The following is a 15,489-nucleotide window of genomic DNA, read 5'->3' as shown; positions in this document are numbered from 1 at the left end:
CCGCTCGAACCCTGGTCTTCCATGGTTCGAGCGGGTTCCTGTTGTGCGCAGCCGATCGGCGCCAGCCGTCCGGCGCGCGGCGCGCGGCGCTCGTGCGACAGGGCGTCGAGCAGCAGGGCCGCCATCGCGACGGGAGGCCCGGTGCCAGCTGGCACCGGGCCTCCCGTCGTGTCCGGGTCAGGTCGCACCCGACCGGGCCCGACCCGACAGGGGCCGGTCCTGGTCCGCTCCGTCCCAGAGGTCGCCGCACTCGACCGGCTGCGCCCCCGCCGACCGGAGCCAGGGACCGGCGCCACGGTCTGCGTCCGCCGCTGCTCCGGGATCGAGCGCAGCCCGGAGCGATGCACCGAGCGCGGCACGGAGCGCTCCCCAGTGGTCGCGCCCGAGGAGCACCGGGTGTCCGGGTCGGCCGTCGTGGACCGCCCGGCGGAGTGATCCGCGGTCGGGCGACGTCCGTCCGCCGTCGTCGAGCACCCGCCGGACCGCCGCGTGGGACAGCCCGGGCAGGTCCACGAGCGTGACGAGCGCCGCGGTGACGTCCGGGTCCTCCGCTGCCGCCGACAGGCCGGTCAGCAGCGAGGCGGACGGCCCGCGTTCCCAGTCGTCCGCGACCACGCTGCGGACCGCCGGCCGGTCGGGGACCAGGGTACGGGCCTCCCGGCTGGCGGCACCGAGGACGACGACGACCGCGTCGCACCCGCCGTCGAGCAGCGCGGTGGCCGCCAGGTCGACCCAGGGTCGGCCGTCAGGTCGACGGACCAGTGCCTTCGGGCGGCCCATCCGGGTGCCGGCGCCGGCCGCGAGGACGACGCCGGCCACCCGGCCGGACCCCGCGTCGACGACCGTCATGTCGGACCGTCAGACGAACCCGGGCACCGCGAGCCAGGCGGCGGGGGCGTCCTCGACGCCGTCCCGGACCACCGTGCCCGAGATGAGGCCGTAGGGGCGGTCCGCGGCGAAGAAGACCTCGCCCGGGTTGTCGAGCCCGAACGGTGCCAGGTCGACCAGGAAGTGGTGCTTGTTCGGCATCGAGAAGCGCACCTCGGCGATCTCGGGGAACGCCTCGATCGCGGTGCGCCCCATCGCGAACAGGGTCTGCTGCAGCGCGAGCGAGTGCAGGTCGGCGAAGGTCTCGAGCATCCGGGCGAGGACCCCGGCGTGGACCACGTCGTAGTCGATGCCGGCGGCCACCGCGTCGGGCAGGTACCGCCAGCGGGCCGTCACCGAGGTCGCCAGGATCCGGTCGTCGGTCTCGGCGAGCGTCGTGTAGCCGTCGCGGGGGAAGCCGTGGAACTCGCTGCCGGTCGACTTCAGCACGGTCAGGTCGGTGACGCCCGCGATCACGTGCACGTCGTCGCCGTCGACCTGCACGACCGCGGTGCGGGTGCCGGCTCCGGCCCGGACGAAGGCGTGGTCGTGCTCGCGGCCGGCGACGGTGATGCGCTCCCAGGTGTGCTGCTCGGCCGACAGGGTCGCGCCGTCGTACCAGTCGAACGCGGTGGTGAAGTGGCGGCCCAGGCGGAGCAGGAACTCCTCCGGACTGTGCACGCCGTGCTCCCGGGCGAAGGCGTAGACGGTGTTCTTCTGCGAGTCCGTCGCCAGGACCTTCGCGTTGTCGCCGTCGGTGTACGAGTCGGCGAGCGCCGTGCCCCGCAGCTGGGTCGTGACGGTGAGGTCCTCGATCTCGTGGCGGTCGGTGTCGCGGGTGACCCGGACCAGGCGGACCTCGGCCTTGCCGTACTGGTTGGCGCCGAGGTGGACGGTCGTGGGCACGCCCGTGGCGCTGGCGGTGGCGGCGTCGGGCGTGGTACTGGTGTCGGTCATGGGGGTCAGCTCCCTCGGTAGGTGGAGTAGGCGAACGGACTGAGCAGGAGGGGGACGTGCAGGTGCGGCGCGGGGTCGTCCGGTGTCGGCCCGTCCGGCTGCTCGGGCACGGTGATCGTCACGGTCACCCGGGGGTGGAACGTGCCGGTGTCGAGTGCCGCCCAGTACGCGCCGGTGGCGAAGGACAGGGTCCACTCCCCCGGTGCGAGCAGGTCCGGTCCGAGGCTGCTGATCCGACCGTCGGCATCGGTCCGGCCGGAGGCGACGAGCACCCCGTCGGCGTCGGTCAGCGAGACGGCGACCCCGGCGGCGGGCCACCCCTTCGTGGTGTCGAGCACGTGGGTGCTGAGGTGGCTCACCGGACGCTCCGCTCGAGTCGGAGGAGGGCGATCTCCCGCAGCTGGCCGGCGACCTCGAGGCGCTCGGTGGCGTCGTCGTTGTCCATCCGCCGGCGGAGTTCGGCGAGCACCTGGTCGGCGCTGCGACCGGCGGCGCGGACGAGGAACACCCGGTCGAAGCGGGTCTCGTAGGCGGCGTTGCCGGCCCGGAGCGCGGCCGCGGTGTCGACGTCGGCATCGGCGGACGCGGCCTGTTCCAGCCGGGAGGCTGCTGCCGCGGCTCCGTCACCCACCGGCCGGTCCCCGATCCGCGGGTGCTCGGCGAGCGCGGCGTCGACCTCGTCGTCGGTCCAGGTCCGGGCGAGCCGGTCGGCCGTGGCGGCGAGGGCGTCCGCCGATCCGTACGGGCGGCCGGCGAGGACGGCGTCGACCCACCGCGGTACGGCGGCCCAGGACGCGACGAGGGCCCGGGCAGCGTCGTCGTCGAGCCGGTCGAACGCGAGGGCGCTGCCGGTGGTCGGGGACGCCTGCGTGACGGCGTCGGACGGTGGAACGGTCATGTCCCGGAGGATGGCACCCCCGTGTTTCGGGGAGAGGTCGGGCAGGTCACGGGTCCGCTGCACCGCCCGACCACGGCTGTTCCCTCCCCGAAACGACGCTGAAACACCGGTTCCCTAGCGTGGCCGACATGGCATGGAACCGGGGCATGATCGCGCACGGCCGACGAGTCGGTGCGCTCGTCGACCCCTGCCGCCCTGCCCTGATCGGACCCGTCCATGGACCTCGTCTCCGTCCGCACCGTGCGGACCCCGTCGCACCGCGACGACCTCGCCTTCGCACCCGGTGACCGCCCGCTCGGTGGCGGCACCTGGCTCTTCTCGGAGGAGCAACCCGGCCTGACCGGGCTCGTCGACCTGACGAGCCTGGGCTGGCCCGACGTCGAGCGGACGCCCGGCACGCTGACGATCGCGGCGACGTGCACGATCGCCGCGCTGCTCCGGGTGCAGCCGGCCCCCGACTGGGCCGCCTGGCCGCTGGTGGACCGGTGCGCGAACGCACTGCTCGCCTCGTTCAAGGTGTGGAACGCGGCGACCGTCGGCGGGAACGTGGCGGTCGGGCTGCCGGCCGGAGCGATGACGGCACTGCTCGTCACACTCGATGCGACCGCGGTGGTGTGGACGCCGAACGGCGGGGAACGCCGCGTGCCCGTCGAGCAGCTCGTGCTCGGCGTGCAGACGCTCGACCTCCGGCACGGTGAGGTGATCCGGGCGTTCGACCTGCCAGAGGAAGCGCTGCGCGCGACGACCGGGTTCCGCCGGGTGTCGCTCAGCCCGCACGGCCGGTCGGGCTCGCTCGTCACCGCACGGTGGTCGGCGGCGGGCTTCGTGCTCGTGGTCACGGCGGCGACCCCGCGGCCGGTGGTGTCCCGGTGGTCCTCGGTGCCGTCGGCCCGCGAGGTGGACGCCGCCCTCGACGCCGTCCTGGGCTCGGACGAGGACTGGTACGACGACCCGCACGGCTCGCCCCGGTGGCGACGTGCGGTGAGCAGCGTGTTCGCCCACGAGCTCCGCGACGAAGCCGCCGAGGCAGCGGGCGCACCGGGAACGACCGCAGCGACGGCGGGCACCCGATGAGGCTCGAGGTGGACGGCACCCCGCTCGAGGTCTCGCCGCAGCCCGGTCAGGTCCTCCGCACGCTGCTGCGCGAGCACGGCGTGACCTCGGTGAAGAAGGGCTGCGACGCCGGTGACTGCGGTGCTTGCACGGTCCTCGTCGACCAGGTGCCGGTGCACTCCTGCATCACCCCGGCCCACCGGCTCGAGGGCCGCACGGTCACCACGGCCGCCGGTCTCGGCACCCCGGAGGACCCGCACCCCGTCCAGCGTGCGTTCGCCGAGGCACCCGGCTTCCAGTGCGGCTTCTGCACGGCGGGCTTCGTCGTCACCGCTTCGACGCTGACCGAGGACGACCTGGCCGACCGGCACCGGAAGCTCAAGGGCAACCTCTGCCGCTGCACCGGGTACCGGGCGATCGAGGACGCACTCGACGGCGTCGCGAACACGACCTGTGCGGCACCGGGCGCGGCGATCGGCACCTCGGTCGCGGCCCCGGCGGCCCGACGCATCGTCACCGGCCGCGAGGAGTACACGCTGGACGTGCCGAGCGACGGGCTCCGGCGCACCGAGGCGCTCCTGCACCTCGCCGTCCTCGGCAGCCCGCACCCGCACGCTCGCATCACCGCGATCGACACCACCGAAGCCTCGGCCCTGCCCGGCGTCCACGCCGTGCTGACCCACCACGACGACCCCGGCGTGCTGTTCTCCACCGGCCGCCACGAGTCACGGCTGGACGACCCGGACGACACCCGCGTGTTCGACGCGGTGCTGCGGTTCCGCGGCCAGCGCGTCGCCGCGGTCGTCGCCGACAGCGTCCGGATCGCCGAGCAGGCGTGCGCCCTGGTCCGCGTCGAGTACGAGGTCCTCGACAGCGTCCACGACCCGGATGCGGCACGTCGGCCGGGTGCCCCGCTCCTGCACGGTGACAAGACGACGGCCGAGCACCGGATCGCCGAGCCGGCGCGGAACGTCGTGGCGAGCCTCCACGGCGGTACCGGCGACGTCGAGGCCGCACTGTCCGCGTCGGCCGCGACCGTCGACGGGGTCTGGACCACCGGCCGCGTCTCGCACGCGGCCCTCGAGACACACGCCACCCGCGGGTGGGTGGACCCGGACGGGAGGCTCGTGCTCCGGACCGCCACGCAGGTCCCGTTCCTGGTGCGGGACGAGATCGCCCGCGTCTTCGCGCTCGACCCGGCCCGGGTGCGCGTCGTCGCGAAGCGGGTGGGTGGCGGGTTCGGCGGCAAGCAGGAGCTGCTCACCGAGGACCTCGTCACCCTGGCGGTGCTGCGGACCGGCCGTACCGTGCAGTTCGAGTTCAGCCGCCGGGACGAGTTCACGGTCGCACCCACCCGGCACCCGATGCGTGTCCGGGTCCGGCTCGGTGCCGATGTCGACGGCACGCTCACGGCGCTGCACGTCGACCAGACGATGGACACCGGGGCGTACGGCAACCACGGCATCGGCGTCATGTTCCACTCGGTCAGCGAGTCCGTCGCGGTGTACCGGTGCCCGGTGAAGCGGGTCGACGCCGAGTCGGTGTACACGAACAACCTGCCGTCGGGGGCGTTCCGCGGCTACGGGCTCGGGCAGGTGGTGTTCGCGATCGAGTCGGCGATGGACGACCTGGCCCGCGAGCTCGGCATCGACCCGGTCGAGTTCCGGAGGCGCAACGTCGTCGTGCCGGGTGACCCACTCGTCGTCACGGACCCGCACGAGCAGAGCGACCTGCAGTGGGAGGGCAGCTACGGGCTCGACCAGTGCCTGGACCTCGTCGAGGACGCCCTGGCCGGACCGCTGCCCGAGGTCCCGCGGATGGACGGGCCGGTGCTCGACGGTCCAGGGTTCGACGGTCCGGGGTTGGACGATTCTGCCGACTGGGCGTTCGGCACCGGTGTCGCCCTCGCGGCGATCGCGACCATGCCGCCCCGGGGCCACCACGCCCACACCTCGGTCGAACTGCTGCTCGGCGGGCGGTACCGGATCGGTGTCGGCACGGCGGAGTTCGGGAACGGCACCACCACCGTGCACACGCAGCTCGTCGCCACCGCACTCGGCACCACACCCGACCGGGTCGACGTGCACCAGTCCGACACCGACGCCGCGCGCCACGACACCGGGGCCTTCGGGTCCGCCGGGGTCGTCGTCGCCGGCCGTGCCCTGTACGCGGCCGCCCAGGCGCTCCGCGAGGACCTCACCGCCCGGGCGCTGGCGCTCGTCGCGGCCCGGACGCCGCGCACCGCCTCGGGAGTCCTCGGTCCCGCGGTGGTCGTCGAGCCCGAGGGCGTCCGCGTCGGCGACGAACTCGTCGGGCACGCGGAACTGCTCGCCGAGGGGCCGCTCGTCGCCCACGCCAGCCACGACGGCACGCCGCGCTCCCTCGCCTTCACGGTGCACGGAGCCCGGGTCGCGGTGCACCGACCGACCGGCGAGGTCCGCATCCTGCAGAGCGTGCAGGCCGTCGACGCCGGCACCGTCCTCAACCCGGAACAGCTGCGCGGCCAGGTCGAGGGCGGCGCGGCCCAGGCGATCGGCTCGACGCTCTACGAAGAGGTCGTGCTCGACGCCACCGGCCGGGTCACCACCGACGCCTTCCGCTCCTACCGGGTGCCGAAGATCTCCGACGTGCCACGGACCCAGGTGCTGTTCGCCGAGACCTCCGACCCGCTCGGCCCCCTCGGTGCGAAGTCGATGAGCGAGGCGCCCTACAACCCCGTCGCCCCGGCCGTCGCGAACGCCGTCCGGGACGCGATCGGCATCCGGCCGTACCGCCTGCCGATGACGCGTGACCGGGTGTGGGCGCTGCTGGCGGACGCGACCGACGCCGGGGGTGCCTGATGTTCGAACTGGCACCGCGCCTCCTGGCCGTGCTCGACGGCGGCGACCCGATCGTCGTCGCGACCGCCGTCGACGTGCAGGGCAGCGCGCCGAGCGGGACCGGCACCTCGATGGCGGTGCTGCCCGGCGGTGAGGTCGTCGGGACGATCTCCGGCGGGTGCGTCGAGGGGGCGCTCTACGACAGCGCCGAACAGGTCCTGGCGACCGGCGTCCCGGTCCTGGAACGGTTCGGGTTCGAGGACCCGTCCGACCCGCTGGCCGACTGGGCGCCGGGCTTGCGCTGCGGGGGTCGGGTCGAGGTGCTCGTGCACCGCGTCCTGCCCACCGACGCCGTCGTGGTCGACGCGCTCCGAGCCGCCGCGGCCGGAGCACCGACGTCGCTCGGGCTGTCGCTCGACGCGGCCTCGCTCGGCAGCGTCGTGACGGCGTCGGACGGCTGCCGGACCCGTGTGTTCACCGAGTACGCCGGCGGACGGGCGCGGTGCATCGTCGTCGGCGCGGTCGAGTTCGCCGTCGCCGTGACGAACACCGCGGCGATGCTCGGCTACGCGGTGACCGTCGTCGACCCGCGGCCGGTGTTCCTCACCGACCAGCGGTTCCCGGCGGCGCAGGAGCGGGTCGTCGGGTGGCCGCCGCGGGTCCTCGCCGACACCGCGATCGGACCGGACACCGTCGTCATCGTCCTCACCCACGACGACCGGTTCGACGCCGAGGTGCTCGACCTCGCCCTCCGTCGTGGTGCCGGGTACGTCGGGGCGATGGGGTCGCGGGCGACGCACGAGCGACGGCTCGCGGTGCTGCGGGGTCTCGGGACGCCCGACACCGGGCGGCTGCGGTCCCCGATCGGCCTCGACATCGGCGCTGAGACGCCCGCCGAGATGGCGCTGTCGATCATGGCCGAGGTCGTCGCGGTCCGGCGAGGTGCTCCGGGCGGAGCGCTCGTCGGCGGCAGCGGGCCGGTGCACCGGCGGTCGGTCGAGGACGCCGTGCCCCGGTGAGTCAGTGGGTAGGCGCCGCGAGCCGCCGGAAGAGCGGGAACCAGTGCCGCTCGGCCAGCACCGACCCTGCACTGCCTGCGATCCACTCGCCCGGGACGACCGGTGCAGCGTCGGTCGTCCAGACGGCGAACACCGCGACCGGGGTCGGCCACTCGTACTCCGGTGTCGGCACCGTGACCGTGTTGCGGACGGCGCCGACGTACCGGAGCGGCACGGGACCACCGACCACGTGACGGGCGAGACCGGCGATCGCGACCGCGCCGTCGTGGTCGCCCGCACCGACGCGCGCCGTCGGCAGGTCGACCTTGCCCGACCCGTCGCGGCGCGTGCAGAAGACGCGGTCCTCGTCGGTCAGCAGCAGGCGGACCAGCCCGGTCGGACGGAGCACAGGTCCGCCGAGGACGACGTCCGCGACACCGCCCGGCGGCAGCCACGGGGCGTCGACGGTCGACGCGATGACCTCCGGGGCGTCGTCCTGCACCGGACGAGGGTACCGAGCGGACGCACCGACGGGGCATCCCGCGACCGCACCACGCGACGGGACCTCAGCCGACAGGGGTGAGCCGCGCCTCCCGGCCGTGGTCGCTTGCCGAGGCCGCCGCGCTGGCGACCGGCAGGGTGAGCACGAAGGCGGCGCCGTCCAGGACGAGCGGGTCGGCCGCGACCAGCTCGCCGCCGGACGCACGCGCGATCCCGCGCGCGATCGGCAGGCCGAGCCCGGCGCCGCCGCTGCGGTCCTCGCGTCCGTCGTCCAGGCGGACGAGCCGGTCGAAGACGCGCTCGCGGTCGGCAGTCGGGATGCCGATGCCGTCGTCTTCCAGCCGGACCACCGCGGTGTCCGCACCGTCGGCAGCCAGGAGCGTGAGGAGCAGGTGACCGTCTCCGCCGGTCGCCCGGGCGGCGTTGTCGGCGAGGTTGCCGAGCACCTGGGCGATCCGGTCCGCGTCGAGCAGTGCCGGTACCGGATGGTCCGGCACCCGGACGTCGAGGTGCACGGACGGCAGCCGCAGGACCAGCCGCTCCGCCTCGGCCGTCAGGAACGCGGCCAGGTCCACCGGGCGGCGGTCGAGGTCGATCCCACGGTCCAGCCGCGCCATCGTGAGCATGTCGTCGACGAGCCGGGAGGCGCGCCCCGCCTGCCGCACGACGTGCACCGCGAGCTGCTCCTGCTGCTCCCCCTGCACGCCGGCGCGGATCAGCGTCTCCGCGGCCGCCCGGACCCCGGCGACCGGGGTGCGGAGTTCGTGAGCGGCATCGGACAGGAACGCCCGGAGGCGCAGCTCGGCCTGGACGGCCTGGTCCTCTGCCCCCTCGACCGCGTCGAGCATGGTGTCGAGCGCGGTCGCGACGCGGCCGATCTCGGTGTCGTCCCGGTGCGGTCGGAGCCGTCGGCCCCGGTCACCGCCGGCGATCGACATCGCGGTCGACGTCACGACGTCGAGTGGTCGGAGCGCCCGGCGGACGACGAGGGTGACACCGACGACGGCGATGACGAGGAACCCGGCGGAGGCAGCGCCCATCACCCAGCCGAGGGTCGCCAGGGTGGACTGGACGTCTCGCGTGCCGGTCGTCAGGGTCAGGACCGTGCCGTCGTCGAGCCGTGACCTGAGGGTCAGGACGCCGTCGTCCTCGGAGGTCGTCGAGGACACCACGGATGCGCCGTCCGCGCTGCCGGTGGTGGTGCGGCCGGTGCCCGTGCCGGTGTTCCCGGCAGCGGCGCCCGGGCCTGATCCCGGCGCGGGCAGGTCTCCCGGGTCGGGCGGTCCGGCGCGGAGCTGCTCGGGCGACGGACCGGCCTGCACCTCGGCGCCGTCAGGCTGCACGATGCGGACGGAGAGGCCCTGCATCGACAGCCGGTCAGCGAGGTCGTCGGCATCCACGGTCCCGACGAGGGCCGCCGCCGCGGACGCCCGGTCGCGCAGCCGGTCGACGGTCTGGGCGCGGAGCTGGTCGCCGAGCAGGACCTGCACCGCGACGCACAGGCCGCCGAGCAGGACGGCCAGGAGGAGCACGATGGCCACGACGGTCCGCAGGCGGAGGGACGTGGTGCGGAGCGAGGGAGCAGTGGAACCGGCGGCGTCTGTCGTGTGGCCGACGGCGACGCGGCCGCTCATGCGGCGACCCGCTCGGCGCTCATCCGGTAGCCCAGACCGCGGATCGTGTGGATCAGGCGCGGGCCGTGCGCCTCCATCTTCCGCCGCAGCGCACTGAGGTGCACCTCGACGATGTTGGGGTCGATGTCGTCGTACCCCCACACCTGCGTCAGGATCTGCGCCTTCGACAGCGTCCGGCCACGACCCTCGGCCAGGAAGCAGAGCAATCGGAACTCGGTCGCGGTCAGGTCGAGCAGCGCACCACCGCGGCGGGCGGTCGCACCGTCTGGGTCGACGACCAGGTCGCCGATCTCGACCACGGACGGGATCCGTCCCCGCCGCCGGAGGACCGCGGTGACCCGGGCCACGAGCTCCGCCATCGCGAACGGCTTCACCACGTAGTCGTCGGCCCCTTCGGCGAACCCCCGCAGCCGGTCATCGAGTTCGTCGCGCGCGGTCATCATCACCACGGCCGCGTCCGACACCGACCGCACCCGGGCAGCCAGCACGATGCCGCTCGCCCCGGGCAGCATCCAGTCGAGCACCACCAGGTCGGGGCGGCCGGAGGCCAGGTCGTCGACCAGGGTGTCGCCGTCACCGGCGGTGCGCACGGCGAACCCCTCGGCTCGGAGGCTCGAGGCGACGGCGGTGCGGATGGACTCGTCGTCGTCGATGACGAGGATGCGGGCGGGGAGGGTCACGCCGGGAACCGTAGGCGTCCACTGCGAGCAAGGAGCATGGAACGACCTGGGCAACGCCTGTGCTTCAGTTCTGCTTCAGACACGACTTCCAGCGTGGTCCACAGCGAGCCGGACGGGTTCGTCACGACCACGAGGAGCACCCCGATGCACCAGAGCAACCAGCACGACGACCAGGACGACCGCAACCGGAACGACCAGCCCACCGAGCAGTACCCGGTGGACCACTTCGCCGCAGCGCCCACCACGGCACCCGCAGCCGACCGCACCGCTGGCCGACGACGCTTCGCCCGCCGCGCGGGCATCGGTGCCGCGGTCGCCGCCACCCTCGTCCTCGGCGGGGTCGGTGTCACCGCAGCGATGGCCGCCGGTCCGGGTGACGGTGGGAACAGCAGCGTCACCGCGCCGACCGGAGCACCGAGCGGGGCACCGAGCGGAGCACCCACCGGTGCGCCGACGGGAGCGCCGAGCGGTGCGCCCGCCGGTCCGGGGGCAGCTGGCGGGACGGCCGGTGGCCCGGCAGGTGGTCCGGCGGCCGGTCCCGGAGCCGGTCCGGCCGGCGGGGCCGCCACGTGCGGTCCCGACGGAGCAGCACCGAAGACCGACGGGAAGGCACCCACACCGCCGAAGGCCGACGGAAAGGCACCGACTCCCCCGGCGACGGACGGCTCGGCGCCGACCCCGCCTGCCCCGGGTGACGCGCCCACCGGCGCCCCGACCGACGCACCGACCTCCGGTTCCTGACGCGACCCGGCCGGGAGGCGCGGTGCGGGTCCGACCCGCACCGCGCCTCCCGGCCGCTCCGGACCGGACGGGTCCGCTCAGTCGGCCTGCGGAGGACGCCGGTTGCGGGATCGATCGCCGCCGGGAAGGCACGGATGTCCAGCCCCACCGTCATGGCGATGACCGTCTCGATCGACTCGAGGCTCAGCCCACTCGTACCGGCGAGCGTTCCGACGTAGCCGGAGCAGGTGTCGGGTCGGGTGAGCCAGGTGACCCGGTGCACGGCCCCCTCCACGTTGTGCACCATCTCGCGCTCGTCGATCAGCGCAGCGCAACCCAGACGGGGAACGCCGACGCGGCGCTCCATGCCTGGGGTCGGCATGCTGCCGGGTACGGTACGGGCGCGATGACGTCGGTGGCGTCGACGCCGGAGTGCAGCTCCGGCATCCGGTAGTCGAAGGTGACTGCGGCGCGGAGGAGCCCCTCGGCGAGCGTGCGGGCCTGGTCGATGAGGCCTGCGCGCGTGAGACCGGCGATGGCGATGGCGGTGTCGTGGGTCCAGACGCTGCCGCCGTGGTAGCTCAGCGGCCAGAACCCACCGGCGGTCGTCGAGAGGGTGCGAAGACCGAAACCGCTTGTCATGTCGGGAGCGACGAGCCGATCGGCGATGGTGCGCTCCTCGTCGGCGGAGAGCAAGCCGGTGCCGACGAGGTGACCGATGTTGCTGGTGACGGTGTCGACGGGCCGCTTGTGGACGTCGAGGGCGATGGCCGGGTACGCGCTGATGCTGTCGGCCAGCCAGAACTGGTCGCGGAACTTCGTCTGCAGCGTCGCTGCCCAGCCGCGCCACGCGTCGCCACCGTCGCGGTCGAGAGCGTCGAGGATGTCTGCGCCGTGGACTGCTGCTTCGTAGGCGTAGGCCTGCACTTCGCAGAGCGCGATCGGCCCGTCTGCGAGGCTGCCGTCGTGCCACTGGACACTGTCGCCGGAGTCCTTCCACCCTTGGTTCGCAAGGCCATGGCCGGACTCGTCGACGTACTCGAGGAAACCGTCGCCGTCGGAGTCGCCGTAGTCGCGCATCCACGCCAACGCCCGTTCGAGGGCCGGGACCAGCGCGCGTACTTCCTCCTCCGGCATGCCGGCGCGCCATGCGTCGTGGAGCAGGCAGATCCACAGCGGGGTCGCGTCGATGGTGCCGTAGTACAGCGGGGACAGGGTGAGCTCGTCGTTGTCGATCGCGAGCGACTCTGAGCGGATCTCGTGCATGATCTTGCCCGGCTGCTCCGCGGTGACCGGGTTGACCTTCGTACCCTGCAGTGAGGCGAGCACACGGAGCGTGGATGCAGCGAGCTCTGTGGTGACGGGGAGCAGGAACCGTGCCGCCCAGATCGAGTCCCGCCCGAAGAGGGTGAAGAACCAGGGTGCGCCGGCTGCGAGGAACTCGTCCTGTCCGCCGGCGAGGCGCATGCGGAGGTTGTCGAGGTCGGTGGATGCCTGCTCGAGCCAGGCCTGGAGGCGGTGGTCCGCGACGCCGCTCGGCGTGGTCCAGGGGCGCGCAGCGGTGACACCTTCGACGACGGTGTCGTCGGTCACGCTCGTCACGGTGTACCTGAAGACTGCCGGGCGCCCCGCGGTGGTGGTGTCGGTCCACGTGAGGACGACGTCCGCGGCGTCGATGGTGATGACGGCTCCGGGGGCGGTGAGGGTGACCGTGGTCAGGTCCGAGCGCCACGTCGCTCCGGTCGCGGTTGAGTCCGGCTGCGCGCCCGTCGGTACGGCACCGCTCTTGATGGCGTCCATGCCGGTGGCGTCGGTGGTGATCCGGATCGTCAGCGTGACGTCGGCCGAGCCGGTCTGCCGGGTGGTGACGCTGTACTGCTCGTCGATGCCGTCGGTGCGGGTGCTGCGGTCGTGGTCGAGCCGGGTGTCGGGATCGGCGCCGGGAGCGTCGAGGCCGCGGAGGAGCGCGGTGGAGCGGGTGTGTGCGCCGTCGCGGCGTGCGGTGGCGATGTGCTCGACGTCGGTGCCTGCGACGGTGGTGCGGATGGCGGAGACGATGCGCTGGTCGCCGGTCCAGTAGCCCTGCACTGGGGAGCTGCCGATACTGCCGTCCGGGGCAGCCCAGACGTGGGTGGGGGCGGTGAGGGTGACGAGCGCATCGTGCAGGAGCGGCTGCTTGGGTGCGGAGCTCGGGGCGGTCGGGGCGGGTGCGGGAGGATTCACAAGCGTCATCGACGGAGGCTTTCGTGTGGTGGGTGGTCAGTGGTGCCGGTGGTGGAGGGTCACTCCTTCACGGCTCCGTCGCTGGAGTTCATGATCCGGCGCTGGAAGACGAAGAACGCGATCGCGACGGGGATCGTCATCACGAAGGCGGCGGCGAGCTTGATGGGGAACTGGTTCCCGGCACTGAGTTGCCCAGAAGCGAGGCCCGCGACGCCCTTGGTGAGGGTCGTCAGTTCTGGTGAGGAGCTCGAGACGATGAACTGCGACAGCTCGTTCCACGAGCCCTGGAAGGACAGGATCGTGATGGTCACGACGGCGGGGCGGGCCATCGGCAGCACGATGGACCAGAAGGTGCGGAAGGTGCCGGCACCGTCGATGCGGGCTTGTTCCTCGACGCTGACGGGGATGGACTCGAAGAAGTTCTTCATGATGAACACGCCTGCAGCGTCGACGAGCAGGGGGATGATCATGCCGGCGTAGGAGTCGTAGATGCCGAGCTGGTTGATGACGAGGAACTTCGGGATGAGCAGTACGACGCTCGGGACTGCCATGACCGCGACGACGGCGCCGAAGACGACGCCGCGACCGCGGAACCGGAGGCGGGCGAGCGCGTAGCCGGCGAGGGAGTCGAAGAAGATCCGGCCGAGGGTGACGAAGAACGCAACGATGAAGGAGTTCTTCAGCCAGGTCGGGAAGTCCGAGTTGTCGAACAGGGTCGTGAACGCAGCCGTGGTCCAGGTCGCTGGCAGCGAGAGCGGGTTGAGGGATGCGTCTTCGTCGGTCTTGAAGGAGTTGACGATGTCGACGAAGAACGGCAGCAGGTAGACCAGCGCGATGACGGTCAGGACGACGTAGAGGGCGACCTTGCCGAGGACCGCCGACGGCGGCAGCTTCCGGCGACGCTTCGGTCTCGACGTGCCTCGCGGGTTGATGGCGACGTCCGTTTGCGCGGCGGCCGCGGGGGTGCTGGCGGTCATCGATGCTGCTCCTTCGTGCCGGCCGCGCCGGCCGCGCCGGGACGGACGTCCTCGATCCACCGCATGCGGCGGCGGGAGACCTTCCGGTCGCGCAGGATCAGTCGTTGCAGGAGGGTGAGGACGACGATGATCCCGAACAGGATGAACGCGATCGACGCGCCCACACCCCACTGCTGGTCGTTGAACGACGCTTGGTAGGACAGGTAGGCGGGGGTCAGGGTGGTGTTCGCCGGCGCACCCTTGGTACCGGTGTAGATCTGGTCGAACACCTGCCACGTGCCGATGAGGCCGAGCGTGAGGACGGTGAAGAGCGTCGTTCGCAGCTGCGGGAGGGTGACGAGCCAGAAACGGCTCCAGGACCCGGCACCGTCGAGCATCGCAGCTTCGTCGATGTCGCCAGAGAGGTTCTGCAGCGCGGCGATGAACAGCAGCATGAACGTTCCGGACGTGGTGAAGATCGCCATGATGATGTATGCACACATCGCCACCGACGGGCCGGAGAGCCACTCCCAGTAGGAGATGCCGAGCATGGTGTGGTCGGTCAGCATGGCCGGGCCCTGCTGGATGCCGAGTCCGTGCGCGATCGCCGTGAACAGGCCGGTGGGCTCGTTGAACCAGTTCGGGCCGGCGATGCCGACCAGGGCGAGGATCTTGTTCACCGCTCCGGTTGAGGAGAACAAGAAGAGCCACAGCACGGTGATCGCCACCGACGAGGTGACGGACGGGAAGTAGAACGCGGTGCGGAAGAAGCCACGGCCGCGGATGACCTGTCGGTTCACCAGGAGCGCCAGGCCCAAGGCGACGGCGGTCTGGATCGGGACGACGAAGACGACGTACCAGAGGTTGTTGCGCAGCGACGTACCGAACTGCTGCTCGATCAGCGAGCCGCCGGACAGGAGCTGCTCGTAGTTCTTCCCACCGACGAACGAGACGCCGGCCCCGAACGGGCTGCCGACTCCTTGCCAGTCGGACAGGCTCACCCAGAGCGCCATCAGCACGGGCACGGCGAGGAAGACGCCGAGGATCACGAGGGTGGGTGCGGTGAAGACCCATCCGGCGATGGCTTCTGCTCGTCCTGCCCCGCCGCGGCGACGCTTCGGCCCGTCCGGCCCGGTTGGTGGCCGTCGCGGGCTGGCGGGTGCCGTGGTGCTTGCGCTCATGG

Annotated in this window: 14 protein-coding genes; 4 read left to right on the top strand and 10 right to left on the bottom strand. The window is 72.8% G+C overall.

All coding sequences use genetic code 11. From position 1 onward, the window contains the following. Positions 1–177 precede the first annotated feature (177 nt). Genes QL987_RS12690 through uraD form a run of 4 tightly spaced genes read right to left on the bottom strand, consistent with a single transcriptional unit; the run spans position 178 to position 2,722 of the window. A complete protein-coding gene (locus tag QL987_RS12690) occupies positions 178–849 on the bottom strand; it encodes a nucleotidyltransferase family protein (protein WP_290157955.1) in 672 nt (223 codons plus the stop codon). Positions 850–858: 9 nt separating this feature from the next. Then, positions 859–1,824 (bottom strand): factor-independent urate hydroxylase, encoded by a 966-nt coding sequence (pucL, locus tag QL987_RS12685; RefSeq protein ID WP_290157954.1) that lies wholly within the window; start codon positions 1,822–1,824, stop codon positions 859–861. A 5-nt stretch (positions 1,825–1,829) separates the two neighbouring features. Next, complete coding sequence (gene uraH / locus QL987_RS12680; RefSeq protein WP_290157952.1) at positions 1,830–2,183, bottom strand: hydroxyisourate hydrolase; 354 nt, start codon at positions 2,181–2,183, stop codon at positions 1,830–1,832. Beyond that, a complete protein-coding gene (gene uraD, locus QL987_RS12675) occupies positions 2,180–2,722 on the bottom strand; it encodes a 2-oxo-4-hydroxy-4-carboxy-5-ureidoimidazoline decarboxylase (RefSeq protein WP_290157951.1) in 543 nt (180 codons plus the stop codon). Before uraD ends, uraH begins: the two co-directional genes overlap by 4 nt. 216 nt (positions 2,723–2,938) lie before the next feature. Between uraD and QL987_RS12670 the strand changes: the two genes are divergently transcribed. The 3 genes from QL987_RS12670 to QL987_RS12660 are packed head-to-tail and all read left to right on the top strand — an operon-like array spanning position 2,939 to position 7,613. Then, complete coding sequence (locus tag QL987_RS12670) at positions 2,939–3,796, top strand: FAD binding domain-containing protein (protein ID WP_290157950.1); 858 nt, start codon at positions 2,939–2,941, stop codon at positions 3,794–3,796. Continuing rightward, entirely contained in the window at positions 3,793–6,615 is a 2,823-nt protein-coding gene (locus QL987_RS12665; RefSeq protein ID WP_290157949.1) for a molybdopterin cofactor-binding domain-containing protein, read from the top strand. Before QL987_RS12670 ends, QL987_RS12665 begins: the two co-directional genes overlap by 4 nt. Continuing rightward, the gene (locus tag QL987_RS12660; protein ID WP_290157948.1) at positions 6,615–7,613 is read left to right on the top strand and encodes an XdhC/CoxI family protein; all 999 of its coding nucleotides are present in this window, start codon (positions 6,615–6,617) and stop codon (positions 7,611–7,613) included. The genes QL987_RS12665 and QL987_RS12660 overlap by 1 nt, the downstream gene beginning before the upstream one ends. Before the next feature lies 1 nt (position 7,614). Here QL987_RS12660 and QL987_RS12655 read toward each other — a convergent pair whose 3' ends face one another. The 3 genes from QL987_RS12655 to QL987_RS12645 form a co-directional block, all read right to left on the bottom strand. Then, entirely contained in the window at positions 7,615–8,094 is a 480-nt protein-coding gene (locus QL987_RS12655) for an NUDIX hydrolase (RefSeq protein ID WP_290157947.1), read from the bottom strand. Between the two features lie 64 nt (positions 8,095–8,158). Then, the gene (locus tag QL987_RS12650) at positions 8,159–9,727 is read right to left on the bottom strand and encodes a HAMP domain-containing sensor histidine kinase (RefSeq protein ID WP_290157945.1); all 1,569 of its coding nucleotides are present in this window, start codon (positions 9,725–9,727) and stop codon (positions 8,159–8,161) included. Next, positions 9,724–10,407 carry a response regulator transcription factor gene (locus QL987_RS12645; RefSeq protein ID WP_290157944.1) on the bottom strand — a complete coding sequence of 228 codons (684 nt, stop codon included), beginning with the start codon at positions 10,405–10,407 and terminating at the stop codon, positions 9,724–9,726. The genes QL987_RS12650 and QL987_RS12645 overlap by 4 nt, the downstream gene beginning before the upstream one ends. A gap of 144 nt (positions 10,408–10,551) precedes the next feature. Here QL987_RS12645 and QL987_RS12640 point away from each other — a divergent pair, with 144 nt between their 5' ends. Further along, the gene (locus QL987_RS12640; protein WP_290157942.1) at positions 10,552–11,148 is read left to right on the top strand and encodes a hypothetical protein; all 597 of its coding nucleotides are present in this window, start codon (positions 10,552–10,554) and stop codon (positions 11,146–11,148) included. A gap of 300 nt (positions 11,149–11,448) precedes the next feature. Here QL987_RS12640 and QL987_RS12635 read toward each other — a convergent pair whose 3' ends face one another. Genes QL987_RS12635 through QL987_RS12625 form a run of 3 tightly spaced genes read right to left on the bottom strand, consistent with a single transcriptional unit; the run spans position 11,449 to position 15,487 of the window. Next, positions 11,449–13,359: a glycogen debranching N-terminal domain-containing protein gene (locus QL987_RS12635; protein WP_290157940.1), complete on the bottom strand. Its 1,911-nt coding sequence runs from the start codon at positions 13,357–13,359 to the stop codon at positions 11,449–11,451. Positions 13,360–13,409: 50 nt separating this feature from the next. Continuing rightward, entirely contained in the window at positions 13,410–14,327 is a 918-nt protein-coding gene (locus QL987_RS12630; RefSeq protein ID WP_290157938.1) for a carbohydrate ABC transporter permease, read from the bottom strand. Beyond that, positions 14,324–15,487, bottom strand: a complete 1,164-nt coding sequence (locus QL987_RS12625; protein ID WP_290157937.1) for a sugar ABC transporter permease — start codon at positions 15,485–15,487, stop codon at positions 14,324–14,326. The genes QL987_RS12630 and QL987_RS12625 overlap by 4 nt, the downstream gene beginning before the upstream one ends. Positions 15,488–15,489 lie beyond the last annotated feature (2 nt).

Origin of the sequence: Curtobacterium sp. APC 4022, from assembly GCF_030407555.1 — a bacterium.
Lineage (GTDB): Bacteria > Actinomycetota > Actinomycetes > Actinomycetales > Microbacteriaceae > Curtobacterium.
The sequence above is the reverse complement of the archived record's forward strand: the minus strand, read 5'-3'. Positions and strand labels throughout refer to the sequence as shown.